Annotated in this window: 10 protein-coding genes; 9 read left to right on the top strand and 1 reads right to left on the bottom strand. The window is 64.5% G+C overall.

Going from position 1 to position 16,413, the window contains the following annotated elements; all coding sequences use genetic code 11:
- Window positions 1-169: 169 nt before the first annotated feature.
- Complete coding sequence (locus tag AC6UAL_RS02210; RefSeq protein WP_500681722.1) at window positions 170-703, bottom strand: PTS sugar transporter subunit IIA; 534 nt, start codon at window positions 701-703, stop codon at window positions 170-172.
- A 320-nt stretch (window positions 704-1,023) separates the two neighbouring features.
- On the opposite strand from AC6UAL_RS02210, the gene AC6UAL_RS02205 reads away from it, so the two are divergent.
- From AC6UAL_RS02205 to AC6UAL_RS02165, 9 genes are all read left to right on the top strand, one after another.
- Window positions 1,024-3,327, top strand: coding sequence for a penicillin-binding transpeptidase domain-containing protein (locus AC6UAL_RS02205; RefSeq protein ID WP_500681721.1), 2,304 nt, complete (start codon window positions 1,024-1,026; stop codon window positions 3,325-3,327).
- A gap of 377 nt (window positions 3,328-3,704) precedes the next feature.
- Window positions 3,705-5,195, top strand: coding sequence for an efflux RND transporter periplasmic adaptor subunit (locus AC6UAL_RS02200; RefSeq protein WP_500681720.1), 1,491 nt, complete (start codon window positions 3,705-3,707; stop codon window positions 5,193-5,195).
- Between the two features lie 159 nt (window positions 5,196-5,354).
- Window positions 5,355-6,062 (top strand): ABC transporter ATP-binding protein, encoded by a 708-nt coding sequence (locus AC6UAL_RS02195; RefSeq protein ID WP_500681719.1) that lies wholly within the window; start codon window positions 5,355-5,357, stop codon window positions 6,060-6,062.
- Window positions 6,059-7,426: an ABC transporter permease gene (locus AC6UAL_RS02190; protein WP_500681718.1), complete on the top strand. Its 1,368-nt coding sequence runs from the start codon at window positions 6,059-6,061 to the stop codon at window positions 7,424-7,426. Before AC6UAL_RS02195 ends, AC6UAL_RS02190 begins: the two co-directional genes overlap by 4 nt.
- 43 nt (window positions 7,427-7,469) lie before the next feature.
- Entirely contained in the window at window positions 7,470-8,903 is a 1,434-nt protein-coding gene (locus AC6UAL_RS02185) for an efflux transporter outer membrane subunit (RefSeq protein WP_500681717.1), read from the top strand.
- Window positions 8,904-9,124: 221 nt separating this feature from the next.
- A complete protein-coding gene (locus tag AC6UAL_RS02180; RefSeq protein ID WP_500681716.1) occupies window positions 9,125-9,784 on the top strand; it encodes an HAD family hydrolase in 660 nt (219 codons plus the stop codon).
- Window positions 9,781-12,651, top strand: coding sequence for a beta-N-acetylglucosaminidase domain-containing protein (locus AC6UAL_RS02175; RefSeq protein WP_500681715.1), 2,871 nt, complete (start codon window positions 9,781-9,783; stop codon window positions 12,649-12,651). The genes AC6UAL_RS02180 and AC6UAL_RS02175 overlap by 4 nt, the downstream gene beginning before the upstream one ends.
- 249 nt (window positions 12,652-12,900) lie before the next feature.
- Window positions 12,901-14,148 (top strand): polysaccharide pyruvyl transferase family protein, encoded by a 1,248-nt coding sequence (locus AC6UAL_RS02170; protein WP_500681714.1) that lies wholly within the window; start codon window positions 12,901-12,903, stop codon window positions 14,146-14,148.
- Between the two features lie 244 nt (window positions 14,149-14,392).
- Complete coding sequence (locus AC6UAL_RS02165) at window positions 14,393-16,219, top strand: SLC13 family permease (RefSeq protein WP_500681713.1); 1,827 nt, start codon at window positions 14,393-14,395, stop codon at window positions 16,217-16,219.
- Window positions 16,220-16,413: the final 194 nt, after the last annotated feature.

Genomic DNA, 16,413 nt, shown 5'->3' with positions numbered 1-16,413 from the left:
ATGTTGAATTCCTAAGCGAATATCCGCGCCTATCCTTCTCTCTATGTCTACACTGTTTTTCTAATGCGTCTGCCCTGCATCGGCCGCGTGAATGTTGTTTACGGGCGACGCTTGCCCGTCAGCAGCGCGTTCGTCAGCGACGCTCGCCCGCCCGCGGCACCGGCGGTGCTCAGGCCGATGCCTCGCCGCCGCAGCGGCCGTCCGCAACGCTCGGAGATTCGACCGCGGGGGCCGTGCCCGCCCCGTCGCCGAAGAGGGCCGCGCGGAGCCCGGCCTCGAATGCGGCGCGAGGCAGAGCCAGCAGCTGCTGCTCGCTGAGGCGAAGAGAGCGGCGCCAGCGCATCAGCACGCTGAGCAGGTGCAGGTGCAGCTCGGGGCTCTCTTCGGGAACGGTCAGGAAGAAGATGAGCGTGGCGCGGTCGCCCTCGGGCGTCCAAACAACCCCGTCGGGGCAGCGCAGAGCCAGCACGCCGCCTGCCTTCAGGCCGCTGATGCGGGCGTGGGGCACGGCCATGCCGCAGCCGATCCATGTGGGCGCGAGCTGCTCGCGATCTTCGGCGGAGCGCAGAATCTCGTCGGCTCGGGCGGGAGCCAGCCTCTGCGCCATGGCTGCGGCCCATTCGGCAAAGAGCGCCGATTTTTCGCCGTTGCCGCAACGGTCGTCGAACACTATAAGACGTGTGGGAAAGTCTTCTGGCAGCATGCGCCCCCTGTAGTATCACATCACTCCCCCTCTTGCAAGCCCTAAGAGCGCATCATGACAAACTCCGCAGCGCTCGCCGACGCCCCCCGACGCTGCCCCCACGACGCTGCCCCCCCGACGCTGCCCGACGCCGCCCTCCGACGCCGCCTTCCGACGCCGCGCTGAGCCCGGAAGTCGCGCTGCGCCGAGCCGGGAAGCCGCGCCATGCCGAGCCCGGAAGCCGCGCCGCGGCGCCGCCGAAAAAGTTGACGGATTTGAGCTGCTCAATGTCTGATTTGGTGGTTGCACTGCGCCGCAAAATGAGCTAAACTGCCCTTGCCATGCTCCGCACCCATATCATCTTCTGCCTGACGGCTCTGTCCCTTGCCCTGACGGCCCAGCCCCTGACGGCTCAGAGCAGGGATCGGGCGGCCTCGGACGACTCCGGACACGCGATGCCCGAGCTGCCGGAACTGCCCGATAGCGCGTCTCCGGCCGATGCCGAGGAAGAGGTGCCCGAGGTCGAGGAAGATGAGATTGTCGAGACCGTGCGCCTCGGCGGCGAGGACGCGAATCAGGGCGTCGGCGGCGTCGATCAGGCCGACAGCTACGAGGAGAGCGTCGGCGACGACGAGGATGACAGCCCGACGCGGGTTGACGTGACGCCCTCCACCTCCGAGACCGAGGAGTACGTTCCCCTGCAGGATGACATGAAGGCCGATGACCCTTCGGTGCAGGATCCGTCGCGCGTGACCTACGCCCGCACGCGGCGCAACGCGCGCACGATGTCGCTGGCGGTTCCCGGTCCCCGCGGCATCATCAGCGACCGCAACGGCCTTGTCATGGCCTGCTCCGAGGTTGCCTACCAACCCTCCGTCAATTTCGGCCAGCTGGAGGATGAGAGCGATGCCCACATCCTCAGCATCGCGCGCGAGGTCATCGCCGCCTACGAGAAGCTGGGGCTGGCGGTGTATGAGAAGACGGACGAGCAGCTGCTGGATCACTACCGCAACCGCCGCTGGCTGCCCCTGCCCGTGGCTCCCACGGTGCGCGCGGGCGAGATTCGCAAAATCCGCAAGGAGCTCGAAGCTCTTCCCTACGGCTACCTCATGCCGCTCTACATTCGCAACTACCCGAACCGCGAGTCCGCCTGCCACATCCTCGGCTACACGGGGGCTCAGGCCAAGCTGCCGACGGGGCCGATCAACCACAATGACCCCATCTTCCAGAGGCAGGAGGGGCGCTCGGGGCTCGAGCAGCGCTTCAACAAGCAGCTGACGGGGCGGCCCGGCATCTGGCGTCTCATGTTTGATGAGTCCGGGCGCAAGATTCTCGACGAGCTGCAAACCCGCCCGAAGCCCGGCGGCACGGTCGTCACGACCTTGAATATGGAGTGGCAGAAGGCAGCCGAGAAGGCGCTGCGCGAAAACACGCTCGGCCGAGGCGCCTTCGTGATGGTGGATGTGCACACGGGCGAGATTCTCGTGCTGGCGTCCACCCCGAACTTCGACCCCAACGCCTTTATCCCGTCCATCTCGCAGGAGGACTACGACGCGCTGCGCAATGACGCCAGCAACCCGCTGGTGTCGCGAGCCTTCGCCGGTGTCTACCCGCCCGCCTCGACCTTCAAGACGGTGACGGTCGCCGCCGCCCTGCGCCACCACATCATCACGGAGGACACCTACATCAACTGCCCCTACAGCGTGCGCATCGGCGGGCACGAGTTCCGCAACCACAGCCATTTCTCGGGCTCGATCAACTGCGTGACGGCTCTCGTGACCTCGAACAACCCCTTCATGTATCTGACGGCCGCCGTGCTCACGCCGCACATCGGCGCTCACCGCCTCTGTGAAATGGCGCGCCGCCTCGGCTACGGCAAGACGACGGGTATTCCGCTGCCGGACAAGGCCGGCATCGTTCCCGATGAAGCTTGGATGCACCGCAACTACGGGCGCGGCTTCATGTCGGGCGACGAGGCGAACATGGCCATCGGTCAGGGGCCGCTGCTGGCCACGCCTCTTCAGGTGGCGCACGCGATTTCGGGCATCGCCAACGGGCAGTATCTGCCGAAGTTGCAGCTCATCCGCCAAGTGCTCGATGCCGACGGCAACGTTGTCTACCAGTTCACGCCGACGGAGCAGTCGAACCTCCGGGACATGGCGCGCGCCTTCGCGACCGTGCGCCGCGGCATGACGGAGGTGGTGGCCGGCGGAACGGGGCGCCGCGCCAAGCTGAGCTACGTGCAGAATGCCGGCAAGACGGGAACGGCTCAGTGGGGGCGTCCCTCCGATGACTGCCGTCTGGCTTGGTTCGCGGGCTTTTTGCCGGCGGATAACCCGCGCTACGCCTATGCGGCGCTCTACGAGGGTAAGCCGCACCAGCGCATCGGCGGCGGCGCGTCGGCGGGTACGATTGTCAAGGTGTTCTTCGAGAGCATTGCCGGCAGCATGAAGGAGGAGCTGGCCAAGGAGCGCGAGGATATCGCCGTGGACGGTCAGAAGCCGCTGACGCCCGAAGAGGAGGCTGAGCTGCAGGCTCAGGCGGAGGAGGAGGCGCGCAGCGCCGAAGAAGCTCAGTACGAGCAGCAGGCTCGCGAGCGCCGCCAGAGCACCGAGGGTTGGTCGGAGGGCCGCGAGCGCCACTGAGGCTCTCCCCCGCAAGGCGGCGCGGCAGCGGGAGCTGCGTCGGTCGGCGGGGAACTGCGTCTGCGTCGGCGGGGAACTGCATCTGCGTCGGCAGGGCTGCATGGGGCGGGGCTGCGTCGGCAGTCCGCGCATCGGTGACAGTTCGCGTTCGTCGACGGCTATTGGCGCGGCGATGACAGTCCGCGTTCGTCGGCGGCCGTTTGCGCGCGGCGTGGGCGCTTCGCGGCCGCGCGGAGGCGGCGGTATGGCAAGCGGAGGGCTTGACAGCTCCCTCACCAAAAGCTAGAATTCGCCCGAGCGGAGTCTGACGGGCAGACTCCGAAAATTGCGCCGACGGTGTAGATTACACGAAAAATTGGCGTTTTCATTTTTGCAAGATGAAAGCAATCTACAAGTGGGGAATAGCCGGAGCCGTCTGCGCCGCAGGCGTCGGCATCTGGCTGATGACGGATGAGGACGGCTCGGCCGGCGTGCAGTTCAAGACGACGCGCCTCGTGCGCGGCACCTACACCAACAAGGTGCAGGCCACCGGCACGCTCGAACCGCAGGAGCTCGTCGACGTCGGTGCTCAGGTGACGGGCGAAATCAAGGAGTTCGGCACGGATCTGGCCGGCAATCGAGTCGACTACGGCAGCGAGGTGAAGGCGGGGCAGTTGCTGGCCCGCATCGACGACACCATCGTCGAGCTTGACATTCAGCGTGCCGAGGCCAGCGTGGCTCAGGCCAAGGCTCAGATTGCCTCGGCCGATGCTGCCGTCTCGTCCGCCAAGGCCAACATCTCGCAGTGCCAATCAAACCTCAATCGGGCGCAGCGCGATTATGATCGCGCCCGGAAGCTCGGCGTCGGCGACGCGCTCTCGCAGATGGAGTACGATCAGTACGTCAATGCCAAAGAGACGGCTGCCGCCAATCTCGAAGCGGCGATGGCCCAGCTCGAGACGGCCGAGGCTCAGCGACAGAACGCCGAAGCCCAGCTGCTGAGCGCCGAAGCCCAGCTGAAGAGCGAGCTGCGCAACCGCGACTACACGCGCATCACCACCCCGGTCGACGGCACCATCGTGGTGCGTCAGGTCAACGTCGGGCAGACGGTGGTGAGCAACATGAGCGCCACGACCCTCTTTTTGGTGGCCCGCGACCTGCGCCACATGCAGATCTGGACGAGCGTGAACGAGGCGGATATCGCCAAAATCAAGCCCGGTCAGGAGGTGCGCTACACGGTTGACGCCATGCCCGGCCGCGACTTCGTGGGCAAGGTCAACAAGATTCGCCCCAACGCCACGATGAGCTCCAACGTGGTGACTTACATCGTCGAGGTCGATATCGAAAACCCCGACCGCGAACTGCTGCCCTACATGAGCGCCAACGCCAACTTCATTGTGTATGAGGAGAAGGATGCGCTCATGCTCAGCGACGCCGCCTTCAGCTTCACTCCTTCCGAAGACATGATTGATCCCGCCGCCGCTGCCCGACTCAAGGCCGGCCCCGCTCCGCGCGGTCCGAAGCCCGCGGCGGAAGGCGACGAGCCGCCCGCCGCGCAAGGCGGGCAGCCTGCTGAGGAGGGCGACGAAACCCCGGCGAGCGCCGCGACCGAGGCGCAGCCGGAGCGTCCGGCCATGGCGATGAAGCCGGCGCTCATCTGGCAGAAGCAGGCCGACGGCAAGCTGGTGCCGGTGCGCGTGCTGCGGGGCGAGAGCGACGGTGCCCGCAGCATCGTCCGCCCCCTGCCCGGCGAAACGCTCGATGAACAGGCCGAGATTGTGACGGGCATCTCCAAGAATGCCCCCGCCGCCGACGGAGAGAGCGCCAAAGGACAGACCAACCTCTTCGGCCCCAAGCGCCCCGAGCGACGTCCGCGCGGCACCGGCTGAGCTGAGGCCAAACGCGGCTAGGATACCAAGGGAGACCGCGGCCCGGGCGGCCCGCCCCCCAACTAAGATCGGCCCCTCTCGGGCACGAGAAGTCCGGGCGCAGCGGCTGCGCTGCACCCGGCGATCGTATCGAACACCCTCACTTTTTCATCCACACACGTGATTGAACTCAAAAACATCACCAAGGTCTACCACCTCGGCGAGATTGACCTGCCCGTGCTCAAGGGCATCTCGCTCAAGATCGAGGACGGCGAGTTCGTCTCGCTGACCGGTGCCTCGGGCTCGGGCAAATCCACCCTGATGAACATTCTGGGCTGCCTCGACCACCCCAGCGGCGGCGAGTACTGGATCGACGGCCGCAACGTGGCCGGACTCAACGCCAACGAGCGCGCCCGCCTGCGCAACAACCGCATCGGCTTCGTCTTCCAAAACTTCAACCTGCTGCCGCGCACCTCGGCTATCGAAAACGTCATGATGCCGGCGGCCTACCATCACCCGGCGCTGCCGAGTGCGGAGATCCGCAAGCGTGCCCTTGAGCTCATTCGTCTCGTCGGCCTCGAAGACCGCATGCACCACACGCCGGCTCAGCTCTCGGGCGGCCAGCAGCAGCGCGTGGCCATTGCACGCTCGCTGATCAACAACCCGGGTATCCTCCTGGCGGACGAGCCGACGGGCAACCTCGACTCGACCACCTCGGTGGAAGTCATGAACATGTTTCGCGACCTCAACCGCCGCCAAGGCATCACCGTCATCATCGTCACGCACGATCCCAAGACGGCGGCCTTCACCGACCGCGCCATCAACATGAGCGACGGCCTCATCCTCGAAGGCGTCTCCGAAGAACTCTCAGCCACCCTGAAGAAATGAAGTTCGGCCCGCTTCTGCTCACCTGCATCAACGCGCTCATCCGCAACCCGATGCGCGCCATGCTCACCGTGCTGGGCATCGTCATCGGCATTGCCGCCGTCGTCGCCATCATGGAGATCGGCAACGGCTCGAAGAAACAAATTGCCGACCAAATGGCCGGGCTGGGCGCCGACGTCATCAACGTCTTCAGCGCCTCGACGCGCACCGCCGGCGTCAGCGGCGGCATGAACACCCGCGCCTCCATCTACGCCGAAGACGCCGACGCCATCGTGAAAGAGTGCGGCGACACCGTAGAGACGGCGACTCCCGTCGTGCGTGCCAACGCCCAAGTCATCGTCGGCAACAAGAACTGGAGCCCCAACTCCATCGTCGGCGGCAACGAGAACTATCTGGATATCGAGGGCTGGGAGGTTGACTCGGGCAGCCCCTTCACCAAGGAGCACGTCACCAACTCCTCGCGCGTCTGCCTCATCGGCAGCACCATTGCCCGCGAGCTCTTTGAAGGTGAAGATCCCATCGGCAAAGACATCCGCATCAAAGACGTGATGTTCACCGTCATCGGCGTGCTCGCCACGAAGGGCGCGGACATGGGCGGCAACGACAAGGACGACTGCATCATCCTGCCCTGGTCGAGCGTCCGCACGCGCCTCAAAGGCGCCTCCAACGAAGCCACCATCACCGCGGGCGGCGCCGCCAACCGCAGCAGCGTCTCGTCCACGGACACCTTCTCCACGAGCGCCGTGGACTTTTACCCGGGCAGCGACCTGCAGCCCTTCACCAACGCACCGCACCCCCTGCGCACCCTCACCGTCGACTTCATCAGCGTGAAGGTGAAAGACGTCACCACCATCAGCCAAACGATGGATGACATGGCCGCCGTCCTGCGCCGCCAGCACCGCCTTGAGCCCGGCGTTCTGGACGACTTCACGCTGCGCGACCGCGCTCAGTTCACCAAGATGGTGACCTCGACGGCCGACACCATGAGCACGCTGCTCATCGCCGTGGCCATGATTTCGCTGGTCGTCGGCGGCGTGGGCATCATGAACATCATGATGGTCTCGGTCACCGAGCGCACCAAAGAAATCGGCCTCCGCATGGCCGTCGGCGCCCGCCCGGTGGACATCATGTGGCAATTCCTGCTCGAGGCCGTGCTGCTCTGCATCACCGGCGGCATTCTGGGCATCGCGCTGGGGCGCACCATCTCGCTGGTCGTCGCCGCCAAGACGGGGCTGCCCGTCGAATCCTCGCCCACGGCCATGCTGCTGGCCGTCAGCGTCTCGGCCATCATCGGCATCATCTTCGGCTGGTACCCGGCCTATAAAGGCTCGAAGCTCGATCCCATCGACGCGCTGCACCACGAATAAAACCGCATCCCGCATTTCCGAACTTCCGCATTCTCCCGCATCCATGAAACGCCTTCTCACCCTCAGTGCTCTGTCCGCCCTGTTTGCCTGCTCCTGCCTTGTAGGCCCCGACTACAAAGGCGTCCAAAACGTCGATCTGCCCGTCACTTGGGTCAACGCTCTGCCCCCCGCCAGCAACGAAGCCTCGCTGACGCAGTGGTGGAAAGCCTTCGGCGATCCGCAGCTCGACGGCCTCATTGCCACGGCTCTGCGCAACAACCCGGATCAGATCACGGCCATGCTGACCATCCTCAACGCCGAATCCAACCTGCGCAGCATGCGTTCGCGCCTGCTGCCCGAGGGCAGTGTCAGCTTCGGCGGGCGCAACAGCGGCAGCTTCAACACCTCGACCTCGCACGGCAGTTGGGACGGCTCTCTGTCGGCCTCTTGGTCGCCGGACGTCTGGGGCGGCACGCGCCGCAGCATTGAGAGCGCCGTCGCCATGCTGCACTCGGACTATGCCGCCGCCGCCGCCAGCAGGGTAGCCCTTGCCAGCAGCGTTGCCGGCACCTACTTCGACTGGATTTCCGCCAAGGAAAGTCTGCGCGTTGCCGAAGAGCAGCTCGTTTTCCAAGAGCGCACGCATCGGCGCACCCAAGTCCGCGCACAAAACGGGCTCGATGCCGGCCTTGCCCTCGAACAATCATCGGCGACTATCGCTGAAACCCGCGCCCGGATTCCCGGACTCAAAGCGCAGATCAGCATCTGTGAAAACACGCTGGCGACCTACCTCGGCACGACGGTTGACAAAATCAGCCTGACCATGCCCTCGCCCGCCGTCTACAACCGCATTCCGCGCGTGCCCACCGGGCTGCCCTCCGACCTGCTGCGCCGCCGCCCGGATATCATCCGCGCCGAGTACGACCTGCATGCCGATGTCGCCAACATCGGGGTACAGGTTGCCGCGCTCTTCCCGAACATCTCGCTGACGGGCAGCACCAGCGCCGGTGCGGGCAGCGACTTCGCCGACTTCTTCCGCAGCGCCGGCTGGAGCCTCGTCGGCTCGCTGGGCACCACCATCTTCAACCGCACGGCCCTCAATGAAAACGTCACCCAAGCCAAGCTCAGCAGCTATGCCTCGGCACAGGCCTATCGCAAGACCGTGTTGGAAGCCTTCGCCGAGGTCGAAGAATGCCTCATCGATTACGCTCGGCTCACCAACCAACTGCCGCAGTATGTCGAAGCCGCCCGTGCCAATAAACGCGCCGCCGAGATTTCAGAGCGCCTGCACCAAACCGGCAACACCGACTTCCTCAACGTCGCAACCGCCGAACGCGCTTGGCTGAGCTCAGAGCTCAACATCATCTCCACCCGTCAGCAGATACGCAAAACCCTCGCTAAACTATGCTCCGCACTCGGCGGCGGCTGGGATGACCGCCGCATCCTCGACGAAAAGCGAGAAATTCGCAAGACCAACTACCCGACCTCGGCCGAGTGAGGCACTCAGCGCTGGCGAAGCCCCGGTGCCCGTAGTGAACCGGGGCGAGCAGAAGCCGCGCTCCCGGCCGCTGGCCTCAACCGGCATCCGCATCTGCCGGAGAGACACGAAAACCGCAGCGCAATCCGCGCGAGTCGGCGTCATACATGGCAGTGCACACGCACTCCGAGCTTGACAGCATCCATACCCCTGCGCTATGCTCTCGCAGAGTACTGATTCCTATGCTCAAAGCCGTTCTCTTTGATGTCGATGGCACGCTGGGCGATACGCTTCCGCTCTGCGTGGAAGCCTATCGCACGACGGTGTACGAGTTGCGCGGGCAACGCCCCTCGGCTGAGGAGGTTGTGTCCCACTTCGGCCTCTCCGACCGCGGCGTTCTCGGTGCGCTGCTCGGCATGCACCCCGACGATGCCGAGCTGCCCATCGGGCACTTCGTGCAGGTTTATTGCCGCCTGCTGCCGCAGATGGCTCCCGCGCCCTTCGACGGCGTGGCGGAGATGCTCGCCGGGCTTCGCCAAAGCGGACTTCGCCTCGGCATTGTAACCGGCAAAGAAGCCTGCACCGCTCGCCCGACCTTCACCGCCTTCGGGCTGGACGAAGCCGGCTTTGAATGGTTTGGCTTCGGCTCCCCCTTCTCCAACGTGAAAGCGCAGCGCCTGCGCGAGGGTGCCGATTTCTTCGGCATATCGCCCGCTGAGCTCCTCTACGTGGGCGACGCTCCGAGCGACATCACCTTGGCACATGCCGCCGGGGTTCGCATTCTCAATGCCGCGTGGGCACCGGACTCCGACTCGTGCCGCGAGGCCTGTCTTGCGGAAAAGCCCGATTTCCGCCTGTCCGACATTCGCGATGTTTTACCCCTCATACTCAGCCTCATATGATCAAAGCAAGCTACATATCCGCTCTGTTGTTCGCCCTGCCCCTCGCGGGTGCCGTGGCCCAAGCTGCTGACTGCGGCGTCATCCCGACTCCGCAGGAGTGCCGATTGCAGGATGAATGGACGCAGGTAAAAGACGTCAAGGTGCTGCTGCGCAAAGCAGGCAGCAAGAAAGGCGTCTGGGCGAAGATTCCCGCCGACAAAGAGGGAGCCTACGCGCTGGTGATCAAACCCGGCAAGCTGACCGTCTACGCCAATGACAAAACCGGCGTCTACTACGCGAAGCAGACGCTCTCGCAGTTGCTGCGCGGCGTCGAGGGTGCGCGCAACGCGCAGCGCGACCCCTTCCCGGATCAAAACATCAAAGAGGTGGCCCGGCTCGGCGAGCTTCCGGTGGGCGAGATCTGCGACTGGCCCGATCTGGCCTTCCGCGGCGTGGTCGAGGGCTATTACGGCGCCCCGTGGAGCTTTGAGGCGCGCAAGGCTCAGTTTGAGTTCTACGGCCGCAACAAAATGAACATCTACATCTTCGGCCCGAAGGACGACCCCTACCACCACGGCCAGGGCTGCTACAACCCCTACCCCGAGCGAGAGGCTGCCGAGATTCGCCGCTTGGTCAAGCTGGCCAAGAAGAATCACGTGCGCTTCGTCTGGGCCATCCACCCGGCCAACACGGTGAACTGGAACGACCGCGGCGGTAAAAAACAGCTCGACGCCCTCTGCCGGAAACTCGAGCGGATGTACGATTTAGGCGTGCGCGACTTCGGCGTGCTGGTGGATGACTCCAGCGGTGAAATCGGCCAGCCGAACCGCCAGGCCGAGCTCTGCAACTACCTGCTCGAGCACTTCATCCGCAAGCACAAAGACGTCAATCAGGAGCTCATCATGTGCCCCACGGGCTACAACCGCGGCTGGACGAACCCGGGCTTCCTCGGGACGCTGGGCTCCAAGCTCAAGAAGGGCATCCACGTGATGTGGACGGGCAATACCGTCGTGCATGACATCACCCTCGAGGGCCAAAAATGGGTGCACGAGCACCTCGGGCGCCCGACCTTCATCTGGTGGAACTGGCCCTGCAACGACTTCAAGCGCGCCCGCCTGTCGATGGGCCGCGCCTACGGCCTCGATCAGGATCCGCAGATGAAGCAGGAGATGACGGGCTTCACGGCCAACCCGATGGAGCTGGCCGAGGCCAGCAAGGTGGGCCTCTACGGCGTGGCCGACTACACTTGGAACATCGAAGACTACGACTCGGTGGCCACATGGAAGGAGGGCATCACCCGCCTCTACCCGAGCTCGCACCGGGCCATGCAGGTCTTCTGCGACCACAACTCCTACCTTCTGCCCAACACGCACGGCCTGTATCGTGAGGAGTCCGTGGACGTCGGCGCCGCTTTCAAGGATTTCCGCCAAGCGTTGGCGTCGGGGGAGGTGACCGACGAGCAAATCCGCCCGGTGAAGAGGGAGTTTCTGCGCATCTACAAGGCCGGCGACCTGCTGCAAAAGGCCGATGATCTCGAGGAGCTGCGCGCCGAAATCAGCCCTTGGATCGCCAAGTTCACCAACACGGGCAAGGCCGGCAGCTACCTGATGCTCGCGATGCAGGCGAAGAGCCCGCAGGCGCGCGCTGCCCTGCTGATGAAGGCGGTTGAGCCGATGGTCGAGAACCGCACCGTCGCCCGCCGCGACTGGCGCCCCTCCGGCGTAGAGGAGGTTCGCAACGTCGAAGTGGGCATGCTCGAGGTGACGCCGACGCTCAATGCCCTGACCGACCACGTCGGGCTGCAGGTGTACGCCGATCTGTCGGGCAGGCCGACGCAGTCCCTGCGCCCGCTCTTCATCTGCAACGGCGGCAACGCCGAGCGAGACACCGACAAACTGACTGACGGCAACCCCGGCAGCTTCTGGTCATCGGATTGTTACCAGCAGAAAGGGCACTGGTACGGCTACGACTTCAAGCAGCCCACGCTCATCCGCAACATCAACCTCCTCATGGGCGGTCCGCGCGCCAAAGACTTCATTGCCGAGGGGCAGCTGGAGTACAGCACGGACGGCGAGACGTGGCTTCCCATCGGCAGCCCGACGCAGGGTGCCGCCGTCGTCAGGGACTTCTCCGACGCGCCGATCCGCGCGCGCCTGATTCGTTACCGCGTGACGAAGGCCAATCCGAACTGGTTGACGATCTGCGAGTTCAGCGTCAATCGCAGCCTGCCGGCGACGGCGAAGTCGAACATTCCCGGCCACGAGAATCTCTCGACCTTCCGCGACGCGAAGATGGTGGGCATCAACCGCATCATGGAGGTTTTCCGCTGCGAACCCGGGCAGTACATCGAGCTCGAGGCCTCCTCGCCGCTCCGGTCGACCTGGCTTGAGATCAACGTTGAGAACGCCGACATCGCCAAGTGGGGCACGGTCGAGCTCATCCTCGAGGACGGCAGCAAGGTCAAGCCGCGCTTCCACATGGAGGGCGGCAACACGAAGTACTGCTGCAACCGCGGCGATCTGCCCGACAAGAAAATCAAGTCCATGCGCCTGACCAACACCGGCCGGGCCGCGCAGGAAATCAAGTTGACGACCTTCAAGATGGACGTCCCGCCGGCCAACCCCGACGAGCAGGCGGACTCCCTGACGGACACCGACTTCACCACGGCCTACAGTGCCGAAAACGGCCTTGATGTCACTCTGGCCGTTCCCGAGGGAGCCACCCGCGCCATCGTTGCCGGCAACGCCGCATGCAGCATCGAGGGCGCCGAGGCCGGAACGACCCGCCACGGCTTCCGCTCCTTCACCCTGCCGCAAGGCAGCCGCTCCCTCCGACTCACGGCGCCGAAGCAGCCCGGCAAATGGGTGTATGAAGTCATCTTCAAATAAGGCGCAGTCAACAGTCCGATAAGGCGTATCAAGCGCCGCAAGCGGGGCTCGTTCTGATGGGTGCGAGCCCCGCAAGCATCGTATCAGCGGCGTATCTCCGCCGCTCGGCGGCGCCTCCTCCGCTACATCGCCTCCGCTACATCGCCTCCGCTACATCCCTCCGCTACATCGCCCGCGTCTTTGCCTCTACTCGCCTTTGAACTTGCGCGCGGGCGCGCTCCGCGCTATACTCGCCCCGTCCGCAGCCGCATGACCCGTTCCCTCACCAGCCAGCACCCGCAGCGCGCCGCCAAGCGCGTCGGCATCGTCACTTTTTATCTGAAAGACAACTACGGCGGCGCTCTTCAGGCCTTCGCCACCTGCGAGATCTGCCGCAGCCTCGGGCTTGAGCCCCTGCTCGTTCGCAGCCCCTTCGAGGGATATTACGGCATGGATCCCGACAAGGGAATGCCCCTCTCGCTCCTCATCGGTCTCTACATGCGCCATCGCTTGCTTCGCCCGGGGCGCGCCGCCTCCCTTCTGCTCCGGCTCAAAAAGGCGCTCATCAAGCTGCGAGCCCCGCAAGGGCAAGCGCTTCTGCACAAGAACGACGGCATCGCGGCCCACCTCTTCAAACGCTTTGCCAACCGGCACCTGCCGCCCGTCATCTCGACGGAGGATAGGCAGGCCATCGCCTCGTGCAGCTGCTTCATCGTCGGCAGTGATCAGGTCTGGCGGCGCCGCTACCTGCGGAACGAATACCACGTCCTGCACTACCTGCTCGACTTCGCCGACGATGAACAACGCGCCGCCAGCATTGCCTACGCCGCCTCCTTCGGCTGTGAGCACTGGGAGGGCAGCGAACTGATGCGGCAGCCCGCCGCCGAGCTGCTGCGCCAATTCAAAGCCGTCTCCGTTCGCGAGAACTCGGGAATCGCCGCGGCCCAAGAAGCCTGGGGCGTCGACGCCGTGCGCATGCCCGATCCCACGCTCGTCGTCGATGCCAAAGCCTACGACAGGCTCATCGAGTCGGAAAAAACCGTCCTTCCCCCCAAGCCCTATCTGGCAACCTACATCCTCGACGCCTCCGAATCCTCCCGCCGCGTAGCCCGAGCCGCGGCCGAGGGCCTGAAGCTCTACGGCCAGCCGCTCATGCCCACAGCGCAGACCGGGCATCGCGATGACCTCATCTTCAAATCCGTGCCGCAGTGGCTGCGCTACATGAGAGACTGCGAAGCCGTCGTCACCGATTCCTTTCACGGCTGCGTCTTCTCGCTGATCTTCAACAAACCCTTCCTGTGTCTCGGCAATGCGGCTCGAGGCTCGGCCCGCTTCGACACGCTGTTTGACACCTTCGGCCTCCGGGATCGCCTCCTCGTCGACGGAGACGCGAGCCAAGCCCTCGACCTGCTGCGGCAGCCCATGGATTGGGAGCACATCAACGCGCTGCTGCACAGCGAACAGCAGCGCGGCTTAAACTTCCTGCGCGACCATCTGCGGCCCTCCCCCTCCGCCTGAGCCCCCGTCTCCCCCGCCCTTCCGGGCCCTTCGCCGCCCGAGAATGGTCACTTTTTGATACAAAGTCGGATACAAAGAGCACGCAGGCTCTCTGTCAGACAAATTTACGCTTGCCTTTTACCCTGCCCTGTTGTAAGGTAGCTCAGCTGCCGTCTCTCTCTCAACTCTCCGCCCGCCGGGCAGGACTCTGCACGCGCGGAAAAAGAGAAGGGCGAGGCCCGCGGCCAGGGACTTATACACCACTATGAACAGCGTCAAAAAGAACTTCATCAAAATACTGGTTGTTCTGCTAATCAGCGCCAGTATGTTCGCCATTCCCTTCCAGTCGATGGGGCTGGATCTCAACCTCCTACAGACGGGTGTCATTGCACTTTTCGTGATGGCGGCTCTGATGTGGATTCTCGAGCCGATTCCGATCTGGTCGACGTCGGTACTCGTCATCGCCCTGTCGCTGCTCTGCCTCTCCAACAAGGCCTTCCCGATTTTCAAGCCCGACCGCTACGATGCCGCTGCCGTCAACGCCATCATTGATGAGGTCTGCGCCGGCGGTGATCAGGAAGCCATCGCCACCCTCAAGCAAAACGTCAAGTCCCGACTCACGAAAAAGGCCAAGCTCGACGCCGAAGAGGTGCGCCTGACGCTCACGCAGCAGACGCATGAGAGCGCCGAGCGCGCCATGACTCGCGCAGCCAAGGCGCAGAAGGCTCTCGCCGAGCTCGCCGCTCAGCCCGCCGCGACTCCCGCCGACCCGGCAGCTGCCGCCGCTCAGCAGGATAAGGTCGCCGCGCTCACCGCAGAGGCAGAGCGCATGAACGCCATTGCCCGGCAGATGACCGCCGCGGCGGACAAGCTCTACACCGACGCCGTCTCGGCCAAAATCAAGAGCGTCGAAGTGACCAACACGATGCAGCAGAAGAGCACGATGGCCACCTTCGCCGACCCGATCATCATCCTCTTCCTCGGCGGCTTCTTCCTCGCGGCCGCCGCCACGAAGTTCCGCCTCGACATCAACTTGGCCAAGGTGCTGCTCAAGCCCTTCGGCAAGGATCCGAAGTACGTCATGCTCGGTCTGATGTGCGTCACGGCTCTCTTCTCCATGTTCATGAGCAACACGGCAACCGCCGCCATGATGCTGGCCATTCTCTCGCCCGTGCTCGCCCTCTTCTCGCCGAATGACCGCGGCCGCGCGGCCTTCGCCCTCTGCATCCCCATTGCCGCTAACATCGGCGGTATCGGCACGCCCATCGGCACGCCGCCCAACGCCATTGCCCTCAAGGCCATGCAGGACATGGGGCTCAACGTGACCTTCGGCAAGTGGATGTGCTTCGGCATTCCCTTCGTCATCGTGATGGTATTCATCGCCTGGCTGCTGCTCGTGAAGCTCTTCCCGATCCAGCAGAAAGAGATTGAGCTGAAGATGGGCGGCAAGTTCCTCAAGACGCCCAAGGCCATCATTGTGTACGCGACCTTCGCCATCACGGTGATTCTCTGGGTGATCGGCGACCAAATCGGGCTGGACAGCAACACCATCGCCATCGTACCCATCGCCGTCTTTGCCGTCACGCAGGTGATCACCAAGGACGACCTGCGCCAAATGAGCTGGGAGACGCTCTGGCTGGTGGCCGGCGGTTTCGCCCTCGGCCTCGCCCTGCAGGATACCAACCTCGCCAGCACGCTCATCAACGCGATTCCCTTCGCCTCTTGGGACTCCAACCTGCTGCTCATCGGCGCCAGCTTCATCTGCCTCTTCATGGCCACCTTCATGAGCCACACGGCTACCGCCTCGCTGCTCATGCCCATCATGGGTGCCGTCGCCGGCAGCATGATGAGCGGCGGCAGCATGGAGCCCGCCGGCGCCATCGGCCTGCTCTGCGCCGTGGCCTTCGCCTCGTCGCTGGGTATGGCGCTGCCGATTTCCACCCCGCCGAATGCGCTCGCCTATGCCACGGGGCTCGTTGAGTCGAAGGGCATGGCCATCACCGGCACGATTCTCTGCATCATCGGCGTGATTCTCTCGATTGCTCTGATGATCTTCCTCGGCTCGATCGGCTTCTTTGGCACCGCCTCCTGATGAGCTGAGGTGCTGCGGCTCCTGCCCGGCCTAGCGCCGACGCAGGAGCCCGGCAGCAAACCCGCCCCCGAATTCCCTCTCTCTCCGCTCCCCCTCCCGCCTCCGCAAGCTACCCCCAAGCCGACACCCCACCGGCTACCTCCAAGCCGCTCGGCAATCCCTCTCCTCCCTCTCCTCCCTCTCCCAACTTCCCC

It is taken from the genome of Candidatus Parakkermansia intestinigallinarum (assembly GCF_944389695.1).
Classification (GTDB): Bacteria; Verrucomicrobiota; Verrucomicrobiia; order Verrucomicrobiales; family Akkermansiaceae; genus Akkermansia; species Akkermansia intestinigallinarum.
Note: the sequence above shows the minus strand (reverse complement) of the source record. Positions and strands in the feature narration are given on the sequence as shown.